Source organism: Rufibacter ruber (assembly GCF_001647275.1).
Lineage (GTDB): Bacteria > Bacteroidota > Bacteroidia > Cytophagales > Hymenobacteraceae > Nibribacter > Nibribacter ruber_C.
In genome coordinates this window covers 1-18,665 of the sequence record NZ_LRMM01000008.1, presented here as the reverse complement: position 1 = coordinate 18,665, position 18,665 = coordinate 1, and the positions used below count along the sequence as shown (strand labels likewise).

At 52.5% G+C, this 18,665-nt stretch carries 11 protein-coding genes; 10 read left to right on the top strand and 1 reads right to left on the bottom strand.

What is annotated here, in order from left to right; genetic code table 11:
* The first annotated feature begins 49 nt into the window (after positions 1 to 49).
* From A8O25_RS04895 to A8O25_RS04855, 10 genes are all read left to right on the top strand, one after another.
* Positions 50 to 1,738, top strand: a complete 1,689-nt coding sequence (locus tag A8O25_RS04895) for a RagB/SusD family nutrient uptake outer membrane protein (protein WP_161947695.1) — start codon at positions 50 to 52, stop codon at positions 1,736 to 1,738.
* Between the two features lie 168 nt (positions 1,739 to 1,906).
* Positions 1,907 to 4,630 carry an Ig-like domain-containing protein gene (locus A8O25_RS04890; RefSeq protein ID WP_082893447.1) on the top strand — a complete coding sequence of 908 codons (2,724 nt, stop codon included), beginning with the start codon at positions 1,907 to 1,909 and terminating at the stop codon, positions 4,628 to 4,630.
* 4 nt (positions 4,631 to 4,634) lie between these two features.
* A complete protein-coding gene (locus A8O25_RS04885; protein ID WP_066831646.1) occupies positions 4,635 to 5,621 on the top strand; it encodes a PorP/SprF family type IX secretion system membrane protein in 987 nt (328 codons plus the stop codon).
* Positions 5,622 to 5,828: 207 nt separating this feature from the next.
* Entirely contained in the window at positions 5,829 to 7,406 is a 1,578-nt protein-coding gene (locus A8O25_RS04880) for an arylsulfatase (protein WP_066831800.1), read from the top strand.
* A 647-nt stretch (positions 7,407 to 8,053) separates the two neighbouring features.
* On the top strand, positions 8,054 to 8,533 hold the full coding sequence (locus tag A8O25_RS24035) for a sulfatase-like hydrolase/transferase (protein ID WP_066831643.1): 480 nt from the start codon (positions 8,054 to 8,056) through the stop codon (positions 8,531 to 8,533).
* Entirely contained in the window at positions 8,464 to 9,555 is a 1,092-nt protein-coding gene (locus A8O25_RS04870) for a sulfatase-like hydrolase/transferase (RefSeq protein WP_082893446.1), read from the top strand. The genes A8O25_RS24035 and A8O25_RS04870 overlap by 70 nt, the downstream gene beginning before the upstream one ends.
* Before the next feature lie 104 nt (positions 9,556 to 9,659).
* Complete coding sequence (locus tag A8O25_RS24195; RefSeq protein WP_338152731.1) at positions 9,660 to 10,190, top strand: sulfatase-like hydrolase/transferase; 531 nt, start codon at positions 9,660 to 9,662, stop codon at positions 10,188 to 10,190.
* Positions 10,191 to 10,236: 46 nt separating this feature from the next.
* Complete coding sequence (locus A8O25_RS04865; RefSeq protein WP_338152730.1) at positions 10,237 to 11,376, top strand: sulfatase-like hydrolase/transferase; 1,140 nt, start codon at positions 10,237 to 10,239, stop codon at positions 11,374 to 11,376.
* Between the two features lie 458 nt (positions 11,377 to 11,834).
* Positions 11,835 to 15,473 (top strand): glycosyl hydrolase, encoded by a 3,639-nt coding sequence (locus tag A8O25_RS04860; protein ID WP_066831636.1) that lies wholly within the window; start codon positions 11,835 to 11,837, stop codon positions 15,471 to 15,473.
* 455 nt (positions 15,474 to 15,928) lie between these two features.
* On the top strand, positions 15,929 to 18,379 hold the full coding sequence (locus A8O25_RS04855; RefSeq protein WP_066831634.1) for a polysaccharide lyase family 8 super-sandwich domain-containing protein: 2,451 nt from the start codon (positions 15,929 to 15,931) through the stop codon (positions 18,377 to 18,379).
* A gap of 87 nt (positions 18,380 to 18,466) precedes the next feature.
* On the opposite strand, the gene A8O25_RS23180 is transcribed toward A8O25_RS04855, so the two are convergent.
* Positions 18,467 to 18,665, bottom strand: a 199-nt coding sequence (locus A8O25_RS23180; protein ID WP_206598647.1) for a beta propeller repeat protein, incomplete at its 5' end; no start/stop codon positions are given.

Genomic DNA, 18,665 nt, shown 5'->3' with positions numbered 1-18,665 from the left:
TTTAATATTTACACAAATGAGAATTTATAGATATTTTATACTCATGCTTATGGTTCCTCTCTTGTGGGGGGCACCGTCTTGCAGCCTGGAGGAAGAGCTTTATTCTACTCCCACTCCTGAAGCCATCAGGACTGAAACTGATGCTACGGCGGTGGTGAACGGTATGTATGCCCGCTTCAATGATGCGGCAGCCTTTAAGTTTCAAGGTATGCTCATGCTCATGCTCATGGCAGATGATTTGTATTCAGATTCAGGTTCAGAGTATGGGCCTTGGGGGCAACGCACATTGAGTGGGGTGAATACCGCTTCTTTCTGGAACCAGCTATACTTGACCATTGGTCATGCAAATGACGTGATCAAGCTCATGGATGACAGGCAGTTTAGTGCAGAATTTGAGAAAAGGATATACGGCGAGGCATATTTCATCAGGGCATTTTGCTACTACTACCTGGTAAGAATGTATGGTGGGGTGCCTCTGCGGTTAGAGGCAGTAGACATTAACAGTAATTTCTATTTGCCAAGAAGCTCTGTAGACCAAGTGTATACTCAAATCTTTGAAGACCTAACTAAGGCGTCTATCCGGTTACCCCTGGCTAAAAGTATTGCTGCTGCTGAGTTAGGCCGTGCCTCTAAAGGAGCTGCCCAAGCATTTATGGCACAGGCATCTCTAACCTACGGCAATCAATTGTCTTTGAAAGGACAAGACCCTACTTTGCACTACAGCAATGCTATTACGTATGCTGATTCAGTAATCACAAGTGGGCAGTATGAATTGCTGAATTTTGCAGACCTGTTTGATATCACAAAAGAGACAAATGCTTATAACGAGGTAATCTTCGGCGTGCGTTTCCAAACTGATAACCAAAATAGAGCGCAACCAGCAGCAGGCTCTGAGTTTGCCTTACGGTTTATGGCCCCCGCTACCGTTGGCGTGACCGGAAGGCCAAACACCAGTGGCGCTGCTAATATTAAACCTATGCATTGGTTTGCTGATTTCTACCGTACCGGGGATTATGCTTTGGGCACGGGAAACACAGCTATTTTAGATTTTAGGAATGAGGTGTCGTTTTACCTCAGAGGTAAGAATGCCGCTGGCAATACAGTAGTCATGTACCCAGATACTACGCTTAGGTCCAATACTGCCAGAGTAGCATTCCCATTGGTTGGGAAATACAAAGACCCCGGCGGAAAAGATGAGCGAAACCATGGGAATGACCTCTTCATTATCCGCTTTGCGGAGATGTACCTTATTAAAGCTGAAGCGGAAAATGAGCTAAGAGGACCTACACCAGTAGCAATTACGGCCTTTAATGAGGTAAGAAAAAGAGCGCAAAGGGCAAATGGGACCCCTAGGGCTGTTCCGGTGTTGCTGCCAGATAATAATTCTGGGAATCTAACCAAGGCACAGTTTAGGTTGAAGATCTTTCATGAGAGAGGGTTGGAGTTAGTAGGGGAGGGGCAACGTTGGTTTGACCTGGTACGCATGCAGCATCCAACTGACCCAAGTAAGACAATGTATGAGTACCAGTTCAAAGAGGAACTGCCTCAGACAAAATATCCCAAAACATTGCCTGTCTGGAGACCCAATGTTGCTCCGCCCAGATGGAGTAACTCAAACGCCGTGTATGCCCCGGCATTGAATGTGAGCGTGCCTAAATTCTTATTGTTCCCGGTGCCTACCAGCGAGTTGCTGCAGAACCCTAGCATTGGGTTGAGGAACCAGAATATTGGCTGGTAAGCTGCACAACTAACTGTATTTTCTGTTTCTGACCTGCTTTCTGAAAAACAGGCCAGAAACAGGTACAGCCTGTGGCTCTAAAACACTTGAGACGCATAGAGGTGCAACAGAAGTATCTGTCAATGCATCTAAACGTTGCCTGCTTTATAAAATACAAAACATGTTATTATGAAAAGACTTTTACTGCTCTGTAGCCTTATGCTCCTGAGTGCATACGGCGCTACTGCGCAAGTTCTGTTTTCACAGGACTTTAATGACCCTTCAAAAACATCACCGGCAGACTATTTGGCAGCTGACCCGAACAATCCTAACGCAGCCCAGTTTTCAGGTCTTATAAGTGCAAATACCACCAATGTGATCAGTGTCACAGACGGCAAACTCCGTTTTGCCAAATCAATTGCTGGTAACATGGCCTTTACTAGGACCAATATCTCTGAAGCCCCCAAGTTTGTGAAATTTGAGGTAGACCTAACGGTATCAAATAATACTGCTGATGAAGCAAACGCGGCCTCTTTCAATTTTGCCACCAACTTGGCAACTGGCCTCGGAAGCCCAGGAAATTCTGCGGTGCATTCTAAAATAATGTTGTATCTGTCTGCTACAGATGGATATTTCACCCTAGTGCCAGTAGGAATCACCACCATTCAAACCCCAGATAAATTATTCCACGGTACCCAACGCATCACATGGCTTGACAATAGGAGTGGTGCCGAAGTTAGCTACATTGGGCCTGACCATAAAGTATATACGTTAGCAAATGATGCCAGCGACACTTGGGTAGGAACTACCAGAATTGCTGATTTAACAGGGCTTCCGGCCAGGGTGCCTTCCCAGGATATCACCTCCTTAAAATTTACAATTACCGCTGGGGCTGCCACGTTAGACTTTGACAACTTTCTGTTGACCAAAATGCCGCTGGCAGTGCCTACAGGTTCAGTAAGTATTAACAGTGGGGCAGTAGCCACTAACAACACGGCAGTCACCTTGGCCATCACATCTAAGAATGCTGCCCAGATGAAGTTTTCAAATGATGGTAATACCTGGAGTGACTATGAACCCATGGGCACATCTAAACTATGGAGTATACCTGCGGGCGAAGGCACTAAAACAGTGTTCATGAAATTAAAGGATGCCAACGGAGTGGAATCTGTACAGGAGATCAAAGATGATATCATCTTTGATGTGACGGCGCCAGCGGTTCCTTCAATACCAGATCTTTTAGCCTCTGATGACAGCGGCCCCAGTGACACAGACAATGAAACAAATTTTATCAAGCCAACATTTGCAGGTACTGCAGAGGCAGGTTCAACGGTGAAAGTGTATGCAGGTACAGTTGAAATAGGCTCTGGAACGGCTAACGCAAACGGGGAGTGGGTGATAAAGTCTTCAGTAGAACTGGCAAATGGAACCTATGAAATAAAGGCCAAGGTCATTGACTTAGCCGGGAATGAAGGCCCGCTGAGCAGTGCATTGCTAATTACCATCAAAGCCGGGCCAACTGTAGCTATTACTTCGTCAGCCACCATTAGTACCAATGCCCCATTTACCTTGACCTTTACTTTTAGTGAAGAGGTAGCTGGTTTTGCACAAACAGATTTGGTGATTACCAATGGTGTAGCGTCAAATTTTACGGTAGTTAACGGTACCACGTACACTGTACTTATCACACCCCAAAACAATGCCGAAGTAACGGTGGGCATTCCGGCAGATGCTGCCCAGAATCCTCTTACAAACAATGGCAATAATGCGTCAGATACTTTTAAAATCTTATTTGATAATATAGCACCAACGGTAGCTTTGACTTCCCCGGGAAACGAATATGTAAAAGGCCCCTTTACTGTTACGTTTACCTTTAATGAACCTGTCACCGCTTTTGAGCAGTCTGATATTACCCTGACCAATGCAACGGCTTCAGCGTTTACAAAAGTGAGTGATAAAGTATACAGTATTTTGGTAACACCCATAGCTGCAGGGGAGATAAAAGTCTCTGTGGCCGCTAATGTCGCTCAAGACCTGGCAAATAATGCGAATACAGGCTCAACTGTACTTTCTAAAATCTATGATATAGTTAGCCCGGGAGGGTATGCTGTGGCATTCATGGGTTCTAGGATTGATGGCATAACTTCTTTATCTGCCACTTTGCGGGTGACAGGTGCTGAGCATGGCGCTACGTATAACTATGCCATAACCAGTTCTGGCGGCGGTACAGAAGTAAAAGGAAGTGGAACTGCCGCAACTTCTCAGTTTGATATTACTGGCATTGATTTGAAGGGACTAAAAGATGGCATACTGACCGTTACCTTCTCACAGACAGACTTGGCAGGGAACAAAGGCGCCAACGTAACAGCAACGGTAACAAAGGTAATACCCAATGTGAAAGCTGTGGCCAATGTAAGCCCAATCAGTGTTCCTGTACGAACAATCTTCACTATTTTACCTCTGCCTGCCCAGGTTGAAGTTGAATATTCTACCGGCGAGGTAGAGATGACCCCTGTTACCTGGGCAGTAGGCACCTATAATGGCTACCATTCAGGTAAATACACACTCAAAGGTACCGTCACCCCTAATTATGGTGGAACCAACACAAGTAATCTTTTCTCCTCGGTTGAAGTAATCGTTAGCGCTGATTTTAGCGTGGCAAACCTTTTCACTCCTAATGGTGACGGGAAGAATGACACCTGGATCATACCAGATCTAAGCTATTACAAAGAGGTGGTAGTAGAGGTTTTTGACCGGGAAGGGGTGCGCTTGTTCCATACTACTGATCCTGCTAAAGGGTGGGACGGCAGAAACCTGAATGGCAAGGTGATAGCAGGTCCGTATTTCTATGTCATTAGAGTAGCAAGTATCAGTTCAGTTAAAAAGGGAGTGGTAACCGTCATCAAAGATTAGTAACATGAAAAAGTTCCTTATCATAATAGGCTTGGCCGTCACTGGTTTAACCGTACAAGCCCAGAGCAGAAAATTCATTGGCAACTTCTCCCATTTTTCCCAGACATACAATCCCGCGCTCACAGGACAGCAAGGCTCAATAATCAAATCTTTTTACCGTGACCGCTGGAACGGTTTTGACAATGCCCCGCGCACCTTTTTTATTTCTGGTGAGGTGAACATGGCAGATATCAGAAACCACACGCTGCTTTCTTCCAGCGAACCGGAAGACGCCGCTGCACCGGCAGAAGCCACCGGGGTACAGCATGGGTTTGGAGTTTCAGTGCTCCATGACAGGTTCGGGCCGCTCAGGGAAAATCAGTTTACCTTAAACTATACCTCCGGAATCAGAATTTCTCAAAATGTTAACCTCCAGGGGGGAATTGGCTTTTCCTACGGCAACTCCAGAATGGCCAGCGAGGGGGTAATCCTGAATGATCAAGGCGATGCCAGTTTTGACAAATTCCTCTATGGGAATGAGCGCATTCACCGCTACGGTGTCAACCTTGGGGTGGCCCTCACCGCTGCAAATTACTACGTGGGATACGCGGTGCAAGACCTGGTGACGGGCTCTTTCTCAGACAATGATTTCCTGAAAGACAGATTCCCTATGCAGCACGTGGCCCAGTTTGGGGTGCGGCACAGCTTCACAGACCAATTGGGAGCGGTGCTGAACGGTATGTACCGGTATGACGCCAATGAAGAAGGCCTGTATGAAGCCCAACTCAAGGGCGTGTACAACAATTTCTTCTGGTTGGGCGCCGGTTACCGCCAAGACCTGGCTTACACGTTCAGCGGGGGCATACGGTTTGGTCAGCTCAACATTGGCTACCTGCGGGAAGAGGCCACCGGCAAAGCCGAAACCGTGTTCAATACCGCCAATGAAATTGTAGTGTCTTACAACCTGGCTCCGGTACTGACCGGCGCAGGCAAAGCCCTCTCCATTTGGTAGGCAAAGAGAGTAGTGTAGATTGTTTGTAGTGTGTGTGCCGGCCTCATCTATTTCTTTGGGTGGGGCCGGTTTTTTACCCCTGTTTTCGGGCTGTTTTCTGGAAAACAGCCCAAAAACGCAAAGTTATTCTCCCTCACTGAACCAAGTACGCATATGGTGTTTTCTGCTCGGTTTCCCTCGCCCCGTTTTCCGCTTTTTCTCTGGTTAGTGGCTTGTCTACTGGTTTTTCCTAAGGGAAGCCATGCCCAGGAACGGCCCAACATTGTGCTTATCATGGCAGATGACATGGGCTTCTCAGATATTGGCAGTTACGGCGGCGAAATTCCCACGCCCAACCTTGATCAATTGGCGCAGAAAGGGCTACGGTTCTCGCAGTTTTACAACGTGGGCCGCTGCTGTCCGTCACGGGCGGCGCTGCTCACCGGGGTGGCGCCGCACCAGGCGGGCATCGGCCACATGGCCGAAGACCCTGAAAAACCGAAAGTGAACGACTGGGGCGTGCACGGCTACCGGGGTTATCTCAACCGCAACAGCGTCACGCTGGCCGAAGTCCTGAAGGCCGCCGGCTACCACACCTACATGGTGGGCAAATGGCACGTGGGCATGCATGGCAAGGAAAAATGGCCTGTGGGCCGAGGGTTTGAGCAGTTCTACGGTATTTTATCGGGTGGGGCCAGCCACTTGCAACCCTTTCCGCCGCGCGGCGTGACCCTGAATGACGGGCCCACCCAATATGACTTCGCCCCAGATTTTTATGACACAGACGCGTTCACAGACAACGCCATCAACTTCCTGAAACAACAGAAAGACAACAAGCCGTTCTTCCTGTACGTGGCCCACACCGCGCCGCACTGGCCGCTGCAGGCAAAGAAAGAAGACTATGAGCCGTTTGTGGGTAAGTACCTGAAAGGCTGGGACGTAGTGCGGCAAGAGCGCCTCAAAAAGCAGCTGGAACTGGGCTTCATTAAACCCGACTGGGGCATGGCCCAGCGCGAGATGCGCCCCTGGGAAGAGCTGACCCAGAAAGAAAAGGAGGACGTTGATTTCAGAATGGCTGTCTACGCGGGGCAGATGTCTAACATGGACCAGAACATCGGCAAACTGGTGAACTACCTCGAAGAAACCGACAAGCTGGACAACACGCTCATCCTGTTCCTGAGTGACAACGGCGCCTGCGCCGAACCCTACAAAGAATTGGGCGGCAAACCGCAGGCCGAAGTAAACGACCCGCTCAAGTTCTGGGCGGTCTCATACGGGCAAGGCTGGGCCAACGCCAGCAACACGCCTTTCAAACGGTTTAAGGTGGAAACCTATGAAGGCGGCATCGCTACGCCGTTTATCGCGCACTGGCCCAAGGGCATCAAAACCCAGGCCGGCAAATGGAACCACACGCCCTACCACATCCAGGACATCATGCCCACGCTGGTAGAACTGGCGCAGACTAAATACCCCAGCACGTTCCACAACGGGCAGAAAATCATTCCTGCAGAGGGCATTAGTTTGGCCGCTGCGTTCAAAGGCGCGCCTGAAAAGAAAAAGCATGAATTCATGTACTGGGAACACCAGGACAACTGCGCCATACGCTGGGGCAACTGGAAAGCCGTAAAAAAACTGAAAGACCAGACGTGGGAACTCTATGACCTGGCCAAAGACCGTACCGAGCGCCACAACCTGGCCCCCCAGCACCCAGACCTTGTGAAGAAACTGAACGACCAATGGTATGCGTGGGCCAATTCGCACCATGTGCTGCCCAAAGGAAACCAGGTTGACCCTTATAAAGAGTAAGCCGTTTCCGGCCTGTTTTGGCTAAAACAGGCGAAAGGGAATGAGAGTAATGATGGAAATTGTACGAGTCTTGTGCTCAGGTATCAGGTTCCTGTTTCTGCTTCGTTTCCGGTGTTCGGGCCCGCTGTTTGGGATTGCCAAGTCTGCTGTGCCTGATTGGTAACGTCTGCTGCTCTGCTTGTTCACCGCTGTTAGGGATTTCTAACCTACTGCTGACTGTTGACGGCTGACGGCTGTTCGGGATTTGACGGCTGTTCGGGATTGGTAAATCCGGAAGAGCATAACAAGTTTGGTGCAATCCGGAAGAGCAAAGAGAGCGAAGATTGGTAAATCTGGAAGAGCAAAGAAAAAGCTAAGAGGAGTTAATAGAGAGTAACTTCAGAAAAAGCCATGAAGAGCGCAGGCATGAAGAAGAAGTGAGCAAGGCGTGGCCGGAAAGGAACACCACGGCTTCTTCATCGGCTGGCCAGAGATTTATAAGCAATCTGCGTTTTCGGCCTGTTTTGGCCAAAACAGGCGAACGCAAAAATATAATAAATGGAAACGAAGGGGCAGTCATTAAACTACTGCTGCCGTTGCGGGTCTAAAACCTAATCTCCGGAGAAGACCCATCGGCTGGCCGCACCCACTTTCACCCACGTACCAACATGAACGCAAACTTTTTCAAACACGGCTTTTTACTGGTCAGCTTTCTGGGGCTGGCGTTTGCCGCATGTGCGCAAACCCCGGCCAAATCTGACAAGAAGCAACCCAACATCTTACTCATTTTAGCAGATGACCTCACCTTCCGGGACATTGAGCCCTACGGGAATACCCAGGTGAAAACCCCCAACCTGGCCCGCTTAGCCAAGGAAGGCCTGTGCTTGGACAACATGTACACTGCCACGGCCATGTGCGCGCCCGCCCGGCAGCAACTGTACACCGGTTTGTTTCCGGTGCGCAACGGCGCGTTCCCCAATCACAGCCAGGTGTACCCGGGCACTAAAAGCGTAGCGCATCATTTGCAGGCGTTGGGCTACGCCACCGGTTTCCTGGGCAAGAAGCATTACAATCCTGAATCTTCGTTTCCCTGGACCTATTTGGGCGCCGCGACCATGACGATGGCACCGGCCAGGACATTGACCTAAGCAAAGCTGATGATTACGTGGCCAGCCAGAAAACCAAACCGTTCTTCCTGGTGGTGGCCAGCAACCAGCCGCACGCGCCTTTGAACCGGGGCAACGCCGCCGCCTATCCGCCTGCCCAAATCAAGGTGCCTGCAGACCTGGTAGATACCAAAGAAACCCGCGCCCAACTCTCAAAATATTTCGCTGAAATCACGTACCTGGACAGTCTGGTGGGCGTGTGCCTGAACATCATTGACAAAGCCGGCCTCAAAGAAAACACGGTGGTCATGTTTGCCAGTGAGCACGGCTCGGGGTTTCCGTTTGCCAAATGGACCACCTATGACAGCGGCCTCAAGGCAGCATTTATTGTGCGGTGGCCCGGCCAGGTGAAACCTAATTCGCGCAGCAACGCCATGATGCAGTACGCAGACGTGGTGCCTACTTTGGTGGACATCGCCGGGGGCGACCCAACTAAAATCAACACGGGTAACAAAGACGCCGCCGGCCAGACCGGGTTTGACGGCACCAGCTTCAAGCAAGTTCTGTTGGGGAAAACAGAGAAGCACCGTGACGTTGTGTACGGCGTGCATACCACCCGCGGCATTATTCAGGGCAGTGATTCCTACCCCATCCGGTCGGTGCGGTCTGGCAAGTATCTGTACGTGCAGAACCTGAACCACCAGGCCAAATTCCAGAACCTGGCCACCAAAGGCAAACTGATTGAATCCTGGTCCCAGACCGGGAACGCGCAAGATGCGCAGCGTGCCCAGAAGTTTGTTTCCCGCCCGGCGGAAGAATTGTATGACGTGCAGAAAGACCCTTACCAACTTATCAATCTGGCGGGTCAGCCAGCGCTCAAAAACGTGCAGCAAGACCTCAGAAACCAACTGGTAGCCTTCATGAAACAGCAAGGCGACCAAGGCGTGGCCACTGAGATGCAGGCCCTTACCCGCCAACCCAAACACGCTGAAGACGGCGAAGCCGCTGAAACCCACGGTTCTGCCAACAAGAAAGGCGGCAAAGGCAAGAAAAAGAAACAGTAAGCCCCTTTCGGCCGCTGGCCGATGTGCCATTTTAAATAGACGCGTTTTGGGGCTGTTTTGGCTAAAACAGCCCCAAAACGGAAACTTTACCCTTTAAGTACAACATGAAAAAACCGTTTACAACCCTTCTCCCCAAATCTAAAATAGCCCTGGTGGGGCTAGCGTTGCTGGGGCTGGCCCAGCCAGGATTCGCCCAAAAGAAAAAAGCCCCCGAGAAACGCCCCAACATTGTCTTGATTTTAGCAGATGACCTTGGCTTTTCAGACATTGGCAGCTACGGCGGCGAAATCCAGACTCCCCACCTGGACCAACTGGCTACCAATGGCCTGCGGTTCAATCAGTTTTACAATGCCTCGCGCTGTTGCCCCACGCGGGCGGCGCTGCTCACCGGCTTGTACAACCACCAGGCGGGCATAGGCAACATGACCACCGACCAGAAACTGCCCGGCTACCGCGGTTACCTCACCGAGAATACCGTCACCATCGCCGAAGTCCTGAAAACCGTAGGCTACCAGACGGGCATGGTGGGCAAGTGGCACGTGTCAAATACCGTTGAGAAAACGCCGGTAGAGGAGCATTTGCGGTGGCAGGCCAACCAGGTGAAATATCCAGAGTTTTCGCCGCTGAACCAGTAACCCCACCGCGCGCGGGTTTGACAAATACTACGGCAACATTTGGGGCGTGGTGAACTTCTTTGACCCCTTCGGGCTGGTGAACGGAGACCAGCCGGTGCCGTTTGTGCCCAAAGGCTTTTACTACACAGACGCCATCAATGACAGCGCCGCCGCCTACGTACGCCAGTTCCACAAGAAAGAGCAGCCGTTTTTCCTGTACGTGGCCCATACCGCGCCGCATTGGCCGCTGCACGCCCTGCCCGAAGACATTGCCAAATACCGCAAAATCTACCAGGCCGGCTGGGACTCAGTACGCAATGAGCGGTACCGCAAAATGCTGAAATGGAACCTGTTCCCCAAGGACAAAAACATCTTGTCAGAACGGTTCGCGCCAGAGGTAAGCTGGGCCGATAACCCGGACAAAGCCTATGACATTGAAGCCATGGCCGTGCGCGCGGCCATGATTGACCGCATGGACCAGGGCATTGGCCGCCTCCTGAAAGCCCTGAAAGAAACCGGTGAACTGGACAACACGCTGGTGCTTTTCCTGAGTGACAACGGCGCCAGTTCAGACAACGCGCAGAACTACGGCCCCGGCTATGACCGCCCCGGTGAGACCCGCGCGGGCGAGAAAATCCATTACCCGGTAAAAAAAGAAGTGCTGCCCGGGCCAGAAAACACCTTCGCCTCGCATGATAAAATGTGGAGCAACGTGGCCAACGCGCCGTTCCGGTTCTGGAAAACCGAGTCGTATGAAGGTGGGCTTTGCACGCCGTTGATTGTGCATTGGCCGCAGGGACTGAAAACCAAGAAAGGCAGCGTCACCGACCAAGTAGGCCACGTGTTTGACTTCATGGCCACCTTTATTGAACTGGGCGGGGCGCAATACCCCAAGCAGTTCAAAGGCAACGCTATTACGCCTACCGCCGGGAAAAGCCTGGTGCCTATCTTCCAGGGCAAGCAGCGCCAAGGGCATGAGTACCTGTTCTTTGAGCACATCGGCCGCCGGGCCGCCCGCCACGGCGACTGGAAAATTGTGACTCTCAACAACAAGCCCTGGGAACTCTACAACCTCAAAACTGACCGCACCGAACGCGTGGATCTGGCTGATAAACACCCAGAGATTGTTAAGAGTATGGCCGCCAAATGGCAGGAGTGGGCCACCAGCCATCAGGTGTTACCCAAACCCAACGTAGCTAAGAAATAGGTTTTTACTCCGGAGCGAGGTCTTCCCAGAGGTAAAGGGAAACTTAAAACGATGCCGCTTCTGAGGGAACGCCACACAGACGTTTCCCTGACGCTGGCATTGCGTTTTGGGGCTGTTTTGGCTAAAACAGCCCCAAAACGCAATGCCAGCGCCGGAAGTACCGCCAACCGGAAGGTTCTTCTGTAAACAGAGAGCATCCCTTCTCCAACCAAAAAGTGTAGCGGCTACGCCGAAAGAAGGGAGGGAAACACGGCTTCCGTTTTCGGCCTGTTTTGGCCAAAACAGCGAAAACGCAAATTTCCTCCGTGAGGAGAACCCCTGGGTTGGGCCTCTTGTCTGGCGAATTCATAGACTGCAGGTTCAGAGAGAGAGGGTTTTACCTGGAAAGTTAGAGTCACATGTAAGGAAGAAGGTGCCTTTAAACCAGGCGCACCTTCTCAAGCTATTTTCAATTCTATATGAAAAGACGTACGTTTTTAAAAAGAACGGCAGCCGCCAGTCTGGTGACGCTCATCACGCCCAGCGGGTTGGTGCAGGCGTTCAGACCAAGTTTTGCGGGTTCGCTGGAGCAGGGCTTTAAGAACCCGCCCCCGGTATCCAGAACGCAGAACTACTGGTTCTGGATGAACGGCAACATCACCAAAAGAGGCATCACCCTTGACCTGGAGGCCATGCAGCGGGTGGGCATGGGTGGCGTGCAATGTTTCAACGTGGGCAACGCCATTCCCAAAGGGCCGGTAGATTATCTGAGTCCTGAATGGGTGGAGCTGACCAAACACGCCATGAATGAGGCCGGTCGGTTAAACCTGGAATTCTCCATGCACAACTGCCCGGGCTGGTCGTCCAGCGGCGGGCCTTGGGTCACCCCTGAGCTGGGCATGCAGCAGATTGTCTGGAAGAACACCTACATCACCGGCGGCACCGAAATCATCGTAAAACTGCCCCAGCCTACCACCGTGCGAGGTTTTTACAAAGACACGTACGTCTTGGCGTATCCCACGCTGGAAGGGGAGGAACAGGGCAACCCCTATATCATTGATGGCTTGCTCAGGAAAGCGAATTTCCCGCTCAAAGTAGCCGGTCAAAATCCGTTTCTCAAAGGCCGTCCGGTTTCCGCTGACACCAAGTTGACGCCCGGTACTTTCATTGACCCGGCCAAGGTGCTCAATATTTCACAACAACTGGGCAAAGACGGTACCCTGAAGTGGAAAGCCCCCAAAGGCAAATGGACGGTGCTGCGCCTGGGCCACACCGTTATAGACCGGGAAAACCGCGCCGCGCCAGAAAGCGGCATTGGGCTGGAAGTAGATAAATACCGCAGCCAGGCGCTGGACTTCCATTTCAACAAGCTGTTAGAGAAACTCATGCCGGTAGTGCGGCAATGGGCGAACAAAACCAAAGTAGGCTTGCTCATTGACAGCTACGAGGTGGGCCTGCAAAACTGGACGCCCGCCATGGCCGCCGAATTTGAGAAACGCCGGGGCTATGACTTCGTGAAATACCTCCCGGCGGTGACTGGCAGAATTGTGGGGGATTTAGACATCACCGAGCGGTTCCTATGGGATTTCCGGAGAACCCACGCCGACCTCATTGCCCAGAACTATTACGGCCGCTTCGCGGAGCTTTGCCGCCAGAACGGCATGACCAGCTACGTGGAACCTTACAGCGAGGTGGCACCCTTTGACCAGATGGAGGTTGGCTCTAAAGTTGACATTACTATGGGCGAATTCTGGGGCCGGGGCTCCCGGCTTTTCTCAACAGACAAGCTGGCGTCTTCCATTGCGCATGTGTTCGGGAAATATACAGACGGCCGGCAGATTGTGGGCGCCGAGGCCTTCACCGGTGACCCCCGCCATTCTAAATGGATGGAGCACCCCTACACCATGAAAAGCCAGGGCGACTTTATGTTCACCAGCGGGGTAACCCGGTACATTTTCCACCGGTACGCCCACCAGCCGCACAGTACCGCCCGGCCCGGCATGACCATGGGGCAGTTCGGGTTTCATTATGACCGCACCAACACCTGGTTTGAGCAGAGCAGAAGCTGGCTGACCTATATCAACCGTTGCCAAAACGTCTTGCAGCAGGGCGTTTTCTGCGCAGATATTTTGTACTACGCCGGGGAGACCGTGCCCAGCGACAAGCTTTCCCACACCGTGGAGCCCAACCCGGCACCCCCCAAAGGCTATGACTGGAACTGGGCCAACAAAGACGTCCTGACCAGAATTCGCATTCAAAACAATGCCATCTCGCTGCCGGGCGGGCCCACCTACAAAATGCTGGTGCTTATCCCCAAGAAAGACATGTCTCTGGAGGTGCTGCAAACCCTGCGTGAACTGGTCAACCAAGGCATGGTGCTGGTGGGCAATCCGCCGGAGCGAACCCCGGGCCTGCAAGGGCACCAGAAGAATGAGGCCGCGCTCCAGCAATTAGTGCGTGAGCTTTGGGGAGACAGTCCGGCCGCGGTGCGGAAGGTAGGGGCGGGAACGGTGTTCCGTTACCAGCCGTTAGACCAGGTGGTGGCGCAACTGAACCTGAAACCAGACTTCGAGTTTACGTCTAAATCCGGAGACGCAGAGGTGAATTTCATCCATCGGACCATTGCCGGCGGCGAGGTCTATTTCATAGGCAGCAGGCGCCGGTTAAAAGAAGACCTCACGGCCACGTTCAGGGTGACCGGCAAGCAGCCCGAGCTTTGGGACGCCGCCACCGGTGAAATTAACAAGCTAGAAGTCTTTGACCAGATAGACGGCCGAACGGTGGTTCCGCTGCAACTTGACCCCAGCGGCTCCTGTTTCATTGTGTTCCGGGAACCGGTGGCCTCCACCAGCATCAAATCCATTGAAAAAGACGGAACTGCGTTGGTGTCTACCCAAGATTTCAGGCGAATTGCCCCTGGCCGCTACAGAGACGTCACCGCCAACTTTACGCTGACCGCCTGGGTGAAGCCCGAGGTAGATGACCAACTGGACGGCCGCTTTGAAGGGAAACAGATTTCAAGCCACCTGTTTTATCCGCCGGAAGGCGAAGTGCTCTACGGCGAAGGCCATGCCGCCTGCGGGATGGTGGTGGCCCGCAACGGCATCATTGTCTCTGAACGGGCCAAAGGCGGGTTGAGCAAGGCGCTCATCGTGCCGCTGTCGCTTTCTGGTTGGACCCACGTGGCGCTGGTGTACAAAGACAATGTGCCTTCTGTGTACGTGAACGGTAAATTCATAAGCGCCGGGAAAAAATCCAGGAAGATAGTGCACCCCGGCGTAGGCGATTTTAAGCAGGATTACAGCGGCTGGCTGTTCGAGGGCGATTTGAACAGCCTGGAGGTGACCAAAGAAGCGCTCTCCGCCGAGCGAATCCAGCAGCTGGCCCAAATCCCCGACAAAGGGCCCGAGCAACCGGGCAGCGTCTCGCTGGCCTCGGGCCAGCCGGGTCTTCTGTTCTGGGAAAACGGGAACTATACTCTGCGTACCAATAAAGACAAAGCGCTCACAGCCAAGATTTCTGGCATTGACCGCCCCACTGTACTTTCAGGGGAATGGACGGTTAATTTTCCGCCCAATCTGGGCGCCCCGGCCAAAACCGTATTGCCCCAATTGATTTCCTTGCACAAACACCAGGAAGACGGAGTAAAATATTTCTCGGGCACGGCTACTTACACCAAGGAATTCACGGTGCCCGCCAATGCCTTAGACAACGGCAAGCGTCTGTTCCTGGATTTGGGCAGGGTAGAAGTGATTGCCGAAGTCAAGGTAAACGGCAAAGACCTGGGTATTTTCTGGAAACCGCCTTTTTTGGTGGAGATAACCAATGCCGTAAAGAAAGGCCGGAACAGTCTGGAGGTGCAAGTGACGAACCAATGGCCTAACCGGTTGATTGGCGATGAGCAATTACCCCCCGAGAATAAGTATGAGGGCCGCGGGGAGAACAGCACCGGGGTGATTCAAAAGCTCCCGGACTGGTATGTGCAGGATAAGCCCAAGCCTGCCGGTGGCCGGGTTGCCTTCAGTACGTTCAAGCATTTCCTGAAAGATTCGCCGTTGCTGGAGGCAGGGCTGATTGGGCCGGTGGTGCTGCGGTCTGCGGTACAGCATAAAGTATAAAGCCCGGCATTGCTCTTTCAGGCTGTTTGGTAGCAGTTGAAAAGCTGAGGCTGGCCTCTGGCCGTTCTGCGGCCAGGATTGCGGGCTGAATAAAACTTGAGTGTAGATTACTTTAAAATCCTGCCTTGGTTTCCGGGGCGGGATTTTCTTTACTGCCCAAACCGCCTTCCTGTTTCTGGCCTGTTTTTCTCAAAATAGGGCCAAAACGTCTCATTCTGGTTCAACCCATTGCACGCGGGCCAGCGAAGGGTGATCTTGTAAAGGAACCGGAGTGAAGGAACAGTCCTGGGAGCTTTTACTTTCTGTTTCAGGGATACGCCGGGCGTTGTGGGTTTTCTCTCTCAAGCCTCCAATAAAAAGGGCCCTGGGGAGCAAGTGGCAGGTGAAGTCGGTTCCCTGCTGGGTTACACCGTGCCCGGGCCAATCTGCTAAATCAGTACTTAACTTATTGACCTATGATTCAACGTTACAAAAAGGCATTCCTGCTGGTATTTCTGAGCCTGGCAGCTCTTGCGGCACAGGCCCAGTCCGCCGCCGAGTTAGAGACCATGTACACCCGGGTGTTCAACACTTACAACGGCCCTGCCGGTTATGACCTAAGTAACCAGAACGCAGACGGAACCTTCAAAAATGTGGTGTACCCCGCCGCGTATCCTACAGACAAAACGGGCGGGCCGCGGCCGCACTTCACTGAGATGGTAGTAATTGCCCGCGCCTACCACACCCAAGGCCCAAGCTACAAGAGTGACGAATACCTGGACGCTTACTGCAAAGCCTGGAACTGGTGGACCGCAACCAACCCCACAGACACCAACTGGTGGTACCGCAGCATTGGCTGGCCCAATTCACTCATTCAATCATTTGTGCTCATGGCAAAAGACCTGAAAGAAAAGCGGCCTGCCGTGTACAACAGCCTGGTGTCTTTCCTGATGTTTGAGTGGACTCCAGAAAAACTGGAAGAGTACAAGCAGGAGCCAGACGCCGCCAATACCACCGAGGTCTGCAAATACATCATGGCAACGGCCATTGTCAACGGTGACACCAAAACCCTGGCCGAGGTAGCCGAAATGTTCTACAGCCTCATCAAAATTGAGAAGGAAGACCGCACCAACGGCATTCAACCCGACTTTGCCTTTAACCAGCACACCGGCAACGGACGGCAGCTGTACATGGGCAACTACGGCAAGGAATATCTGGGCGGTATCAGCTATTTCATGAGCATTACCTCGGGTACCTCACTTGCCGTTCCGGACGATAAAATTAAGATTTATGAAGACCTTTTCCTGCACGGGGTAGCCTGGTTTATTTACCGCAACGTGTATGATTACAACCAATTGGGCCGCCGTATTCTAGGCGATGGCTACGAGAAAACCGTGGCCTGCCTGGCCGCCCTCATCAATGAGAATACGCCCCAGAAAGCCAAGCTCCAGGAACTATACGCCTGGTTGACCCGCCCGGCAGACGCCAACCAGCTCAATGTGCTGCAGGGCAACAAAATGTTCTGGCGCCATGACTACATGGTGCACAAAGGCACCAATTACTACGCCACTACCCGCATGACCTCTCCCCGCACCGTGGGCAATGAAAGCGCCAACGGCGAAGGACTCAATAACTTCTACACCGGCTCTGGCCCCAACTATGTGTACATTACCGGTACTGAAATTCAGGACATCTATGAGGATATGAACTGGCGCCGCCTGCCGGGTGTCACCGCCCCCCAACGACCCATGAGCGTGGCGTTGCCCACAGTTCCCATTGGCAAGGGCGGGAACAGCCTTAATCCCTTTGCGGGAGGCGTGTCTGACGGCAGAACCGGTGCCGCCGGTTTTATGTACAACATGAACAAATCAGGGGAGATACGGCTAAGTGCTAACAAAAGCTGGTTTTATTTCCCAGACTACATTGTGGCCCTGGGCACCGACATCAAAGCCGTGTCTGGCCTAACCGTCCCATTCACCACCACCGTGAACCAGGTGAAGTATACCAATAACTTTTATGTAGACAACAACGGCCAGGAAGCCATGCTGGCGAATGGGCAGTCGTTGGCACCGGTCACCTCCAACTGGGCGCACCTCAACAACATTGGGTACCAGTTCATCAACAACCAGAAACTGAACTTTGAAGTGCAGACCTCGGGCAACACCCAACTGGCCTGGATAGCCTTTAACCACGGGAACTTTCCGGCGGCCGAAAAATACGCCTATGCCCTTTACCCCAATGTCACCAAAGAGCAATTAGCCCAGAAAATCAGCAGCACGCCGTTTGAGGTGGTGTCTAACACAGCTTCGGTGCAGTGTGTGGTAGACCAGAACCTGAAAGTGGCCCAGGCCGTTTTCTTCACCGCCGGCCGCCAGAACCTACCCGGCGACCTGGGCTTTCTAGAAACCGATCAACCTGCCGTCATTCAGCTGCGCTGGACCAATGACTCCTTGTATGTGGCTGCGGCCAACCCGTTCTGCGAAACCAGTCCGGTCAATTCCATCACCGTTAAAGTGAAAGGCCTGTACGCCGGCGAGCAAACCACGGCAGAGCCGTCTACCCAGGTTAGCACGGTGGTGGTGCCTATGCCCAGCGCCATAGAATTCCAGGGCCAAAGCGTGCTAGTGGGCCTAAGAAATACCACCGTTTTGAGCAGCGCTCAGGAAATGGCAGAGAAGGGAACCGCTTTATTAGTATATCCCAGTCCGGTGGTCTCTGGTGCCCAATTCCTCATTCAGAATGCGCAGGCAGCTGGCCGCAAAGAGCCGCAAAAGGTGCGCATCTATTCTCTGGCGGGTTTGAAAGTGCAGGAAACGTTGGTGAAACCCAATCAGGAGAATCAACTGTCAATAGCTACCGCAGGTCTGGCCCCGGGCCTTTACGTGGTAAGCTGCGAAGGCAGAGTAGCAAAGATTGTGTTGCAGTAGCGGTGGGGCACGGGCCTGTTTTCTTCCGCTGGGCGGAAATCTGGGTGGAAGAATGCCCCGGCCTAAAAGCCAGCTGCAAAAATAACTTCATGAGTGTAGAGTATTGCTTGAAAAAGCTGCGTACATGTTGCCGCTATTCCCAATGGCAATATCTGTAAAGTAGGGGCTGGCGTTGAAGTCATTTACACCGGCCTCATACCCCAGCACACTCTGCCAGGTACCCCCCCCGTCAGTAGACCTTCTGACAGAGCCTACGGTAGCCGCAAAAACTTCATCCTGCGCCGCA